The sequence below is a fragment of the Bacillus sp. FSL M7-1345 genome (assembly GCF_038006985.1).
In the GTDB taxonomy this organism is placed as follows: Bacteria; Bacillota; Bacilli; order Bacillales; family Bacillaceae_G; genus Bacillus_A; species Bacillus_A cereus_U.
Map to the genome: position 1 here is coordinate 2,193,622 of NZ_JBBOWG010000001.1, position 12,286 is coordinate 2,205,907.

Sequence of the window (12,286 nt, forward strand, 5' to 3'; positions counted from 1 at the left end):
AAAGAAAGCGTTATTTATGTTAATCATGAAGGCATATTCTTAAACTAACAGTTGTGTTTGTTTAAGTGGATAATAATTAAAACCCACATATTTTGAACAATCATGTTTCAAAATGTGTGGGTTTATTCTATATACAATCGATATTTGTAATGAAATTTGAACTGACTTTATTTCAAGCAAACATTAACTTGCCTGTTTTTTATTGCTTTTTTTTAATTTCTCTGCTTGTAAAAACCGATTTGTTTCAGCGACAACTACACCACTTAATCCAATTAGACCAATTAAGTTTGGTATCGCCATAAGTCCATTCGCAATATCGGCAAATGTCCATACAACACCTAATTTTAAATTAGCGCCAATAGCAATCATAACGATAAAGATTGCTTTATAATATCGTACAGCACCTTGTCCAAATAAATAAGCAACACACTTCTCTCCGTAATACGACCAACCTAAAATAGTAGAGTAGGCGAATAATATAATGGCGATACCGAGAATCATACTACCAGCAGTACCGAATACGGATTGGAATGCTAATGTTGTAGCTTCAACACCAGTTTTACCTGATTTCCATGCGCCTGTAGTAATTAATACTAGCCCCGTAATTGTACATACAATAAATGTATCTAGAAAAGTACCAGTCATAGAAACTAAAGCTTGTTTTGCAGGTGAATCTGTTTTGGCAGCAGCCGCAGCAATAGGAGCACTTCCTAAACCAGCCTCGTTCGCAAATACACCACGTGCCATTCCTATTTGAATAGCTGATGCAACTGTTGCTCCGATAAAACCACCAGCAGCTGCAGTACCATTAAATGCACCAGAAAAAATAAGTGAAAATGCTTCTGGAATTTGATCATAGTGATAGAAAATAATAATAAGACCAGCAATTATATAAAAGAAAGCTTTAATAGGAACGATAAATCCCGTCACTTTCCCGATTTTTTTTACACCGCCTAAAATGACAATAGCGATTAAAAAGGACATTAATATACCAGTTAAAGCAGGGGGGAAAGAGAAATTAATTCGCATTGCCTCTGCAACTGAGTTAGATTGCACCATATTACCGATACCGAAAGAAGCAGTTGTACCGAATATAGCGAATAAAACAGCAAGCCATTTCTTACCTAAGCCACGCTCTAAATAATACATTGGTCCACCTGAGTATTCACCATTTTCATTACTAACACGGTATTTCACCGCAAGAATTGCCTCGGCATACTTTGTTGCCATACCGAACAAAGCAGTAATCCACATCCAAAAGATTGCACCAGGACCACCAATAGTAACAGCTGTTGCAACACCTGCTATATTTCCCATACCAATCGTTGCAGCCATAGCTGTCATGAGCGCCTGGAAGTGACTAATATCTCCAGAAGATGATGTATCCTCTGATTTTTTAAATGCTAGTTTGTGAGCGTATATTAGTTTACTAAACTGTAAACCTTTTAAGCGCACTGTGAGAATGATACCAGTTCCGACTAGTAGCAATAAAGTCGGTAATCCCCACACATAATGATTCATTTGTTCTAATACTTTACTTACTGTCTCCATCTTTATTCTCCTTTTTTTAGAAAAAATAAAAACCACTTCAAGGAAATGAAATGGTCTCTGGAGAAACAAGGGATAGAAAAATAAACCGATACAAATCGGCATTTTCTTTCGCTTGTCTCTGTCCTTTTACCTGAGAGATTATCCGCTAGATTAGCGGATTTGCTCCTTCGGTGCTCGTTTTCCTCCGCGCTATACAAAAGCGAGAGGGAGTCTCTCCAGAGATTCGTCCCCATGCAGTTCTACTTGTAACCAAGACCTGAGAGTTTCAAAGTTCGTTTAACAACTTCTTGCCCCGTCGGTAGATCAATAGATCTTCTCCTGAATGGTTCATCCGAATTATAAAATTCAAAACTTAAAAGCATTGATTGTGTATAGAATCAATAAAAACATTATAGATATACAATTAGTGAAATGCAATCATTTTTTATTTTGAAATAGTAAATATGTAAGTGAGTTAAGAGTGAGATGTAATCCGTATAGGATTACACCCCCTTTAAATTCCGAATTATTTGAAATAAAATCAATTTAGTGGTTTGATAGATTTAGAGTGACTAAAAATGGTTATTTGTGTATTGAGTATAACAGCAGATACAATTTGTTTACATAATTTTATTATGTAAACAAATTGTTACAAGAAGGAAATGAACCGTATCATAAGGGGGATTAGAAATGCTATTAAAAACAATATTTTGCAAGGTGGAAGAAGAGAAAAGGGAATTGTTTTCTGATGCACAAGAAAAATGGCGTGATTTACAGTATTTAGACGGATTCCATGGACAATTTGGTGGGTGGAATGAAGAAGAAGCGTGTGTATATACTTTATGGGAAGATAGAAATGCATATCAATCATTCATGAATGATGCTCATGATACAATTTTTTTAAATAGTAATCAAGAAGGCACATATATTTCCTGTAATATTGAAATGTTTCAAACGTTGTATGATATAACAGAAACTCCTTTGAAAGACGTAATTGCACAAGGGTCATTTGTAAGAGTTGCAATTTGCGATGTGAAAGAAGGAAAAGAAAAGCATTTTTTACATACGCAAGAAACAATTTGGAATAAAGGAATGGAAAATGCGAAAGGGATATTAGGTGGAGTTGTTGGGAAGTCTTTAAAGAATGAAAATCGTTACATAGTATTAACGTATTGGCAAGATGAAATAGTACATGAACGTTATATGAACGAAATTTTTCCTGAGTTATATAAGTTAGCAAATGTAAATGAGTATGTTGAAAATATAAATGGAAAGAAAGTTATTAGGAAGGAAGAATGGTCTGTTGCCGCTTCGAAATAAAGTTAGAACTTGTTAAAGTAGCTGGTTTAGATAAAGTTGAAACGGAACGTTTGTTCTTGTATAATTGTTTTGTACAAGAACAAGAGGGGGTATTTAAATGAGTAAAGTTTTAAGATTTGAATTGCAAGTTCCAAACCCTGAAGAAGCTATTCAATTTTATACAAATAGTTTTGGATGGAAGTTTGAAAAAATGCTTGGGCCACATGACTATTGGTTCATAATTACAGGTGAGAGTGATAGACCTGGTATCGATGGTGGATTAATGAAATCACCTGATGGTGCTACTAGGACGACTAATTTGATTGAAGTACCTTCAGTTGATGAGTACATAAATAAAGTTACTGAAAATGGTGGGCAAGTAGTTGTACCTAAAACTGCTATTCCTAATATGGGTTACTTTGCTTATTGTATAGATAATCAAGGGCTTCTTTTTGGAGTATGTGAAGAAAATATTGAAGCATAAAAAATTAGGGGCTTTTGAGATTACTTTGTTTGTTGAACGATATTGAATGATGTTTTCAATTAAAGGTTATAATTATTAAAAACCCTTTTGTATAAAAACTAGTATTATTTTAGCTGAAGAAGGATCCATTTTGATTATTTTCAAAAGGATTCTTTTTTGTTTTTCACATATTGTGAGTTATTTAGGCATTATTAATCAAACTTATATCGGTATATTATCTATGAAAAAAGTAAATAAATGATGTTATATTCAAGGGTTAATCTATTGACTGCTAAACAGTTTGAGGTGAAAAGGAAAAGAGGACCAATTATTTTCGTGTAAACATGTAATTAAGTGAAGACGTCATATACCCTTTCATGTTAATATATTTAAGTTATAATAGGAGGCTTACCCTTTTGTATTGTACGGTAGAAGCAGTGTGAGCTTGAAATTTTTTATGAAAAGGATGTGCCTAACTTGCGTATCAATAAATTTATTAGTGAAGCTGGAAAAGCGTCTCGACGTGGAGCAGATAAGTTAATTAACGAGAGAAAAGTAATTATTAACGGTAAGGTTGCAAAAATTGGTGACCAAGTAAATCCAGGTGATGACGTACGAGTAAATGGAGAGCAACTTCGTATTGCTCGAGACCATGTGTATATCGCTTTAAATAAACCAGTAGGTATTACATGTACAAGTGAAAAAGCAGTAAAAGGTAATATTATCGATTTAGTGAATCATCCTTTACGAATCAATCACATCGGACGTCTCGATAAAGACTCAGACGGTTTAATTTTGTTAACGAATGATGGCGATATCGTTAATGAGATTTTACGTGCTGAAAACAAGCATGAGAAAGAATATATCGTTTCAGTAGATAAGCCGATTACACCGGAGTTTTTAGAGAAAATGGCAGCAGGTGTTAAAATTTTAGATACAAAAACTCTTCCTTGTGAGATTACACAGTTATCAAAATATGAGTTCCAAATTATTTTAACACAAGGATTGAATCGTCAAATTCGCCGTATGTGTGAAACTTTAGGTTATCAAGTATACACGTTAAAACGTACGAGAATTATGAATATTGAGTTGAATAATTTACCAGTCGGACAGTGGAGAGATTTATCGAAAAAAGAGAAAAAACGACTATTTTCAGACTTAAATTACGAACCACAAGATTGGTAAAATAGAGAAAAAGAAACCAAAAAATGTTTTTGGTTTCTTTTTTATTCAACAAAAAATATATTTTTAACACTTGTAAAAACGAATTGAATAGGATATATTAAGTAACAATAAATGGATTTATTATAAAAGCAAAGAAAAGGACACGAGTTATTTTAAACGGTTATACAGAGAAGGAAGTAGAGCTGAGAACTTCCTAACGCAGAAAAATAACTTACCACCTTAGAGCTGCACTGGGGAAATCAAGTATCTAGTGCCGTGTAAGCGACGTTATCGCAAAAGAAGCCATTATGTTTTTTGTGATGGGAATCTGGGTGGAACCACGAATATAAGCATATTCGTCCCTATTTACTAGGGATGAATATGCTTTTTTATATTTTATTTCATAATAAGCGAAGAAAAGGACATGAGTTATTTTAAACGGTTATACAGAGAAGGAAGGAAAGCTGAGAACTTCCTAACGCAGAAAAATAACTTACCACCTTAGAGCTGCACTGGGGAAATCAAGTATCTAGTGCCGTGTAAACGACGTTACCGTAAAAGAAGCCATTACATTTTTGTGATGGGAATCTGGGTGGAACCACGGGTAAAAGCACACTCGTCCCTATTTTAGGGATGAGTGTGCTTTTTATTATGAAATGGAGAGATGAAAAATGAAAGAACAGATGATTGAAATTAAATTTCCAGATGGTAGCGTTAAAGAATTTGTGAAAGGCATTACTTTAGAAGAAATTGCTGGTTCGATTAGTAGTAGCTTGAAAAAGAAAGCAGTCGCAGGAAAAGTTAATGAGCAGTCTTTTGATTTACGACGAAACATTAAAGAGAATGCAGAAGTAGAAATTATTACTATTGACTCAAATGAAGGTGTAGAAATTGCAAGACACTCTGCGGCACATATATTAGCGCAAGCTGTGAAAAGAATTTATGGTGATGCGAAGCTTGGAGTAGGGCCAGTTATTGAGAATGGATTTTATTATGATATGGATCTTCAAAGTAGTGTAAACGTAGAAGATTTACCGAAAATAGAAAAAGAAATGAAAAATATTATAAATGAAAATGTAAAGATAGAACGAGTTGAAATCTCTCGAGAAGAAGCAAAAAAACTGTTTCAAGAAATGAATGATAGTTTGAAATTAGAGCTTTTAGAAGCAATTCCTAATGAGGAAAGTGTAACACTTTATAAACAAGGTGAATTTGTAGATTTATGTAGAGGACCACATTTGCCATCTACTGGTTATCTGAAAGCATTTCAATTAACTCATGTTTCTGGTGCATATTGGCGAGGTGATAGTAACAATCAAGTGCTTCAGCGTATATACGGTGTGGCATTTGCTTCACAAAAAGAATTAGAAAATTATTTGCATTTTGTTGAAGAGGCTGCGAAGAGAAATCATCGGAAATTAGGTAGTGAACTTGAATTGTTTATGTTTTCGGAAGAGGCTCCGGGAATGCCGTTTTACTTGCCAAAAGGACAGATTATTCGCAATGAATTAGAAGCATTTTTAAGAAAAATTCAAAATGAGTACAATTATCAAGAAGTGCGTACTCCATTTATGATGAATCAAGAATTATGGGAGAAGTCAGGACACTGGGGACATTACAAAGACAATATGTATTTCTCAGAAGTGGATAATAAAAGTTTTGCATTAAAACCGATGAACTGCCCAGGCCATATGCTTATGTTTAAAAATAAATTACATTCTTATCGTGAATTACCGATTCGTATGTGTGAGTTCGGTCAAGTGCATCGACATGAATTTAGTGGCGCTTTAAACGGATTATTAAGAGTTCGTACTTTCTGCCAAGATGATGCTCATTTATTTGTAACACCAGAACAAATTGAAGATGAAATCAAATCAGTAATGGCGCAAATTGATTACGTATATAAAACTTTTGGGTTTGAGTATGAAGTAGAGCTTTCTACTCGTCCAGAAGATTCAATGGGTGATGATAAATTATGGGAGCAAGCAGAAGCAGCATTAGCAAATGTATTACAATCATTAAATTATAAATATAGATTAAATGAAGGTGATGGTGCATTTTACGGACCGAAAATTGATTTCCATATTAAAGATGCTTTAAATAGAAGTCATCAGTGCGGAACAATCCAGCTTGATTTCCAAATGCCAGAGAAATTTGATTTAAATTATATAGATGAGAATAATGAAAAGAGAAGACCAGTTGTCATTCACCGAGCAGTTTTAGGATCTTTAGATCGTTTCTTAGCAATATTAATTGAGCACTTTGGAGGCGCGTTCCCAGCGTGGGTGGCACCGGTTCAAGTGAAAGTAATTCCAGTTTCAAATGCAGTGCATGAACAATACGCAAATAGGATTGCAGATAAATTAGCACAAGCTGGAATTCGTGTCGAACGAGATATACGAGATGAAAAGTTAGGATATAAAATTAGAGAAGCGCAAATGCAAAAAGTTCCTTATGTCCTTGTTATTGGGGATAAGGAAATGGAAAGCGAAGCTGTAAATGTACGGAAATATGGTGAAGAGAAGTCAGAAGTTGTTGAACTAGATGCGTTTGTGGAAAGTATGAAAGAGGAAATAAAAAATAGGAAATAGAGATTGATAATAAAACACACCATTAATTATGTAATACTGAAGTTAAAGTAATTAAAGATATATTAAATAACAATAATAAACGCAGAGAAGGGATAGCTTAATTGCTATCCCTTCATTTTAATTTCACTATTTAATCCCATTGGTTGAAGAAAGTTGTTGTCTGTATTTATTGAGTGAATTCGTCGCTTTTGTACTCCAAAATATCACCTGGTTGACAATCTAAAGTCCTACATATCGCTTCTAATGTTGAAAAACGAACCGCTTTTGCTTTTCCATTTTTCAGAATGGAAAGATTCGCCATTGTAATCCCAACCCTCTCCGAAAGCTCCGTTACGCTCATTTTTCGTTTTGCTAACATCACATCAATATTAATAATAATTTTCATATCCTCCACCTCAGACCGTTAAATCATTTTCTGATTTTATATTAATAGCTTCTTGTAAAAGCCTTTGGAGAACAGCAGCAAAAACGGCGATCGCCATAGAGGCGAAAATGATGGTCAATCCGATTGGTATGAAACTTGGAGGATCAATTTTTTTCGCCATGAGATAGTAGAGTGGCATACCTAGCAAGTACAAAGTACTGATCGTGATGGCACAGTATTTTATATTTTTTAAAGCCTTTACTGATAATACCGAGAACGCTTTGTTCTTATCAATATAACTTAAAAGTTTAAAAGCTTGATACAGAGCAAAGTAAAAAGGTATCGCTGCCGCGTACATATCGATTAAAACGAGAGATTTCATATAAGCAATATCTGGATACAATTCCCCAGCAAAATTCCCAATCTTAGGCACCAAAAATATGCACAATGCAAGAACTGGGAATCCTATAAAAATAATAGCTAGCTTTAAAAAGAGTGTCGTAACTTGTTTCATAAAAAGCACCTCGCTTATGTAATAACAACATGATTTTACCATTCGTTTTATCGTTTTGCAATAAAGTTGTATTGTTTTTTATTGTATTATTATTGTTATTGAAATATTTTTTTGATTTTGATGAAAATAAAAAGCATTTCTCATTCCAAAGAAATGCTCTTATGAGGTGGTGTGTTTTATTTTACCTTACAAAAATGTAAGGTAAATGTAAGGTAAATCGAATGAACTGATTTTAGAAAAATGAGAATATTAAGTAGAGAAATCGTTCGTAATTCTTATGTATCTCAATTTGTGTTTGAAAAATTTAAAAATTCTTAAGAATTTTTATGAGAAAAATATAAGAAATATATGGAAAATTAATACTATACAAAAGGGATGGAGTGAATGAGATGTCAACAAATGTAGTTACTGTAGAAAGTGTAGAAAAAACGTATGGGAAAAGAAATGAGAATCAGTCAAAAGCATTAAGGGGTGTTTCGTTAAGTATTAAAGAAGGAGAGTTTGTAGGGATTATGGGTCCTTCTGGATCTGGTAAAACGACATTACTAAATGTGATTAGTACACTTGATCAAGCGACAGGTGGCAGTGTAACAATAGCTGGCACAAATATTACTTCTATGAAGGGGAATGCATTATCAGATTTTCGTTCTCAAAAATTAGGATTTATTTTTCAAGACTTTAATCTACTAGAAAATTTATCAATTTATGAAAATATCGCTTTACCACTTTCCCTGCAAGGCGTACCGTCAAGTGAGATTACTGGAAAAGTAAATGAAGTAGCAAAGAAATTAGGGATTACTGAAATTTTAACAAAATATCCGACTGCTGTTTCTGGTGGACAAAAACAAAGAACAGCGGCAGCACGAGCTTTAGTACATAATCCGGCAATCGTATTAGCAGATGAACCGACAGGAGCACTTGATAGTAAAAATGCAAAAAGTTTATTAGAAGCGATGCAAGATTTACATGAAAATCACAATGTCAGTATTTTGATGGTAACACACGATGCATTTAGTGCGAGTTACTGTGAGCGTATTTTATTTATTCAAGATGGTCTACTTTATAAAGAGTTAAATCGTCAAGGAACACGAGAAAATTTCTATCAAGACATTTTAGGTGTGCTTGCCCAAATGGGCTCAGCAACTGAGTCGAAGTAAGGGGGCGAGACTATGTTATTCAAATTATCACGTCATAGTATGAAAAAAATGTTAAAGGATTATATGGTTTTACTTATTGGTCTAGTCATTAGTATTAGTATTTTTTACATGTTCCAAACGATGGCGATGAATAGTGAATTTACAAAAGATAATAGTCTCATTAGTAGTATTAGGCTCGTCTTCTGGGTTGGTGCAATATTGCTCTCATTCATTACAGTTTTTTACATCATTTATGCCAATTCTTTTTTACTTACATTAAGAAGAAAAGAACTCGGTATGTACATGATGCTTGGAGCGAAAAAGAAAAAAGTAGCGCAATTATTATTTATTGAGACTTTTGGTATGGGTATTGTCAGTATTATTATCGGTATTTTAGTAGGAATCATACTAGCTAGTGTAGCAGGAAATTTTTTAATGAATGGAATGGAAATTTCAGCAAAAGGTAATTACGCATCTGTATACACACCAGCTATATTAGTTACATCTATTTTCTTCTTAATATTATTTTTCATTACTGGTGTAATGAATAGTTTCCGATTATTACGTAAAACAGAATTAGAGTTAATACGTGAAGACGAAACGCAAGATGAAGTGAAGAAAAGTAAAACTCGCACAGTTATTATGACAGTACTAGGTGTATTGCTAGTAAGTACAGGATACTATTTTATGGTAAATATAAAAATGTTTGCTGAACTAGGATTTATAATAGCGACAATTGTTACGACATTAGGAACGTATTTCATTTTTAGCTCGTTACTCCCACTTTTTGTAATGAAAATTAAGGGGAATAAAAAACGAAATGAAACGGGATTAAATAGTTTTACTTATGCACAGTTACGTTTTCGAGTAACTAGTTTATCGAGAGTACTAGGAACTGTAGCGATGTTAATTGCATTAGGTGCAGGTGCGATGACAGCAGGTATGGCGTTTCAAAAGAATGTAGGCATTATGACAGACTTCTCACGTGTATATGATGTCGTAATTCATGATCCAAATGAACAAGATAAAGCAGCATTAAAAGAAATGGAAATTGTTGAAGAAAGCAAGTATAAGTATAAAGTAGATGGAGAAGCGGTTTATTATTTACGTAACGACTTAACTGAAAAACCACCACTTATTTCAGATCATTTTGATACAAAAACTTTAAAAGAACCTGCTCGTAAACGCGTGGCTGAACCTTTAACTGAACCTGTCTATTCTGCTTTGGAAGCTCCTGAAGTAGTGAATAAGCTTCCTCGTATGCCAAAAGATTGGGAGGATGCGGTTGTAAGAGAGATACAAATTACACATAATCAATTTAACGGAAAACCTGTAAGAATTGCAGATGAAGAGTATTATAAAGGAATTCAAGGAACAGAACATACTGTAACATTAGCAAAAGTAGATGATATGAAAAAATATAAACCATTGTTGCTCGATATAGATAAGAGACAAAAAGAATTAATTGAAAAAACAACAGGCGCAAAAGTAGAACTATATACGAAAATGACAATTTATCAGTTCATGAACAGTTTCATGAGCGGAACAATGTTTATGGGGTTTTTCCTTGGAATTGCGTTTTTAGCAATGATGGCGAGTTCTCTTATGTTCAAAATATTAACAGGCGCTTCTCGTGATGTACGCCGTTATGAAATGCTACGAAAAATCGGTGTGAGACGTAGTATGTTAACAAAAAGTATATATAAAGAAATCTCATATTTATTTATATTCCCAGCAATTATTGGAATTTCCCACGTGTTAGTAGGGCTTAACTTATTCAGCTTTATATTAGTTGACCCGTTTGTAAAAGTGTGGATGCCAATAGGAATCTTCATAGTAATTTATTTCATTTATTATTGGATTACTGTCCAACTTTATAAAGGTATGGTAATGCCGAAAGAAGAGATAGCGAAATAGGAAAACAATTGAGTCCTTGTTATGAAAACAAGGGCTTTTTTCTGTGCTTGTGATACATAAATACGTGTATGCGAGATGTTTTCAAGTCTTTCTGTAATGAATATATAGAAAATTAAGGAAATGTTAAGGGTTTATGTAGTGGAAAGTTAAGAAGTGTATGGGAGACTAATAATGTACAAACAAATTTAGATGGAATTGATATTTTTATAAATTTAAAGGAAAGGAAACGTTGTATGAGGAAGATAAAAAAATTAATAAAACTTATCGGAGTCATTACTATACTATTACTAATCATAGCGTTGGTATTTCCTACATGGACCTCACAAATAAAGGTCAAAAACAGTATAAGTACATTAGAACAAGTAGAGATAAATGGAACTGGTCATGAAATTATGATACGAGGCAAAGATAAGAGTAATCCAGTTATTATCTTTGTTCATGGTGGACCAGGTTCTTCGGAAATACCATATGCTCAAAAATACCAAGACTTATTGGAAGAGAAATTCACGGTTGTCAATTACGATCAAAGAGCAAGTGGAAAATCGTATCATTTCTTTGAAGACTATTCTAACCTTTCATCAGATCTACTCGTGGAGGATTTATTAGCTATGACGGATTACGTTTCAAAACGTCTAGGCAAAGAAAAAGTAATTTTAATAGGCCATTCTTATGGTACATATATTGGAATACAGGCTGCCAACAAAGCTCCTGAAAAATATGAAGCATATATTGGTATTGGACAGATGAGTGATACAGTAGAAAGTGAGATGGATAGTTTAAACTATGTTATTGAACAGGCACAAAATGCTGGGAATGCGGATGAGGTTTCACATTTAAAAGGGTTAACTGAACAAATTAAAAATGGCGATACATACACCCCGCGAAATTATGTTGCGAAATACGGTGGAACTTCAAGACTTATTGAAAATCCAGATGGTGATAACATAGGGATGTTATTCAGTAATGAATATAACTTGTTTGACGTAATTCGTTATAACTATGGATTATCCTATTCTCAAACAGTTTTATTAGAAAAAGATTTAAAGAATCCATTACCTACTAAAGTAACTAAGCTGAATCTACCGTTTTATTTTCTTATGGGAAAATACGATTATAATACTTCATTTCTTGCAGCAAGAAAATATTTTGATATGATTGAAGCGGATAAAAAAGAATTTATTACTTTTGAGAAATCAGCTCATTATCCGCAATTTGAAGAGAAGGAAAAGTTTTATAAATGGATGTGCGAAACATTCGTCAAGTAAATCAAATGTATCCGAACTTTAGGAAATTAAAAAAATTGAGAGA

Annotated in this window: 10 protein-coding genes, 1 riboswitch and 2 other annotated features; of the genes, 7 read left to right on the forward strand and 3 right to left on the reverse strand. The window is 33.5% G+C overall.

The features are described 5' to 3' along the window. Window positions 1-183: 183 nt before the first annotated feature. The gene (locus MHB76_RS11405; RefSeq protein ID WP_078174204.1) at window positions 184-1,551 is read right to left on the reverse strand and encodes an alanine/glycine:cation symporter family protein; all 1,368 of its coding nucleotides are present in this window, start codon (window positions 1,549-1,551) and stop codon (window positions 184-186) included. 108 nt (window positions 1,552-1,659) lie between these two features. Then, window positions 1,660-1,780: riboswitch (glycine riboswitch) on the reverse strand. A 440-nt stretch (window positions 1,781-2,220) separates the two neighbouring features. Between MHB76_RS11405 and MHB76_RS11410 the strand changes: the two genes are divergently transcribed. The 4 genes from MHB76_RS11410 to thrS all read left to right on the forward strand — a co-directional run bounded on the left by MHB76_RS11410 (window position 2,221) and on the right by thrS (window position 7,047). After that, the gene (locus tag MHB76_RS11410; RefSeq protein WP_078174203.1) at window positions 2,221-2,850 is read left to right on the forward strand and encodes a DUF4937 domain-containing protein; all 630 of its coding nucleotides are present in this window, start codon (window positions 2,221-2,223) and stop codon (window positions 2,848-2,850) included. Window positions 2,851-2,947: 97 nt separating this feature from the next. Then, complete coding sequence (locus tag MHB76_RS11415; protein ID WP_002157901.1) at window positions 2,948-3,313, forward strand: VOC family protein; 366 nt, start codon at window positions 2,948-2,950, stop codon at window positions 3,311-3,313. 456 nt (window positions 3,314-3,769) lie between these two features. Further along, complete coding sequence (locus MHB76_RS11420) at window positions 3,770-4,477, forward strand: pseudouridine synthase (protein ID WP_078174202.1); 708 nt, start codon at window positions 3,770-3,772, stop codon at window positions 4,475-4,477. A 122-nt stretch (window positions 4,478-4,599) separates the two neighbouring features. Then, window positions 4,600-4,823, forward strand: a binding site (T-box leader). Between the two features lie 37 nt (window positions 4,824-4,860). After that, window positions 4,861-5,083, forward strand: a binding site (T-box leader). A 44-nt stretch (window positions 5,084-5,127) separates the two neighbouring features. After that, entirely contained in the window at window positions 5,128-7,047 is a 1,920-nt protein-coding gene (gene thrS / locus MHB76_RS11425; protein WP_199709534.1) for a threonine--tRNA ligase, read from the forward strand. Between the two features lie 166 nt (window positions 7,048-7,213). Here the strand turns inward: thrS and MHB76_RS11430 are convergent, their stop codons facing one another. After that, complete coding sequence (locus MHB76_RS11430) at window positions 7,214-7,432, reverse strand: helix-turn-helix domain-containing protein (RefSeq protein ID WP_078174200.1); 219 nt, start codon at window positions 7,430-7,432, stop codon at window positions 7,214-7,216. Between the two features lie 10 nt (window positions 7,433-7,442). After that, the gene (locus MHB76_RS11435) at window positions 7,443-7,925 is read right to left on the reverse strand and encodes a DUF2975 domain-containing protein (protein ID WP_078174199.1); all 483 of its coding nucleotides are present in this window, start codon (window positions 7,923-7,925) and stop codon (window positions 7,443-7,445) included. A gap of 380 nt (window positions 7,926-8,305) precedes the next feature. Here MHB76_RS11435 and MHB76_RS11440 point away from each other — a divergent pair, with 380 nt between their 5' ends. The 3 genes from MHB76_RS11440 (at window position 8,306) to MHB76_RS11450 (ending at window position 12,243) form a co-directional block, all read left to right on the forward strand. Then, window positions 8,306-9,082 (forward strand): ABC transporter ATP-binding protein, encoded by a 777-nt coding sequence (locus tag MHB76_RS11440; RefSeq protein ID WP_078174198.1) that lies wholly within the window; start codon window positions 8,306-8,308, stop codon window positions 9,080-9,082. A gap of 12 nt (window positions 9,083-9,094) precedes the next feature. Further along, a complete protein-coding gene (locus MHB76_RS11445) occupies window positions 9,095-10,978 on the forward strand; it encodes an ABC transporter permease (protein WP_078174197.1) in 1,884 nt (627 codons plus the stop codon). Between the two features lie 233 nt (window positions 10,979-11,211). Beyond that, entirely contained in the window at window positions 11,212-12,243 is a 1,032-nt protein-coding gene (locus tag MHB76_RS11450) for an alpha/beta hydrolase (protein WP_002165863.1), read from the forward strand. Window positions 12,244-12,286: the final 43 nt, after the last annotated feature.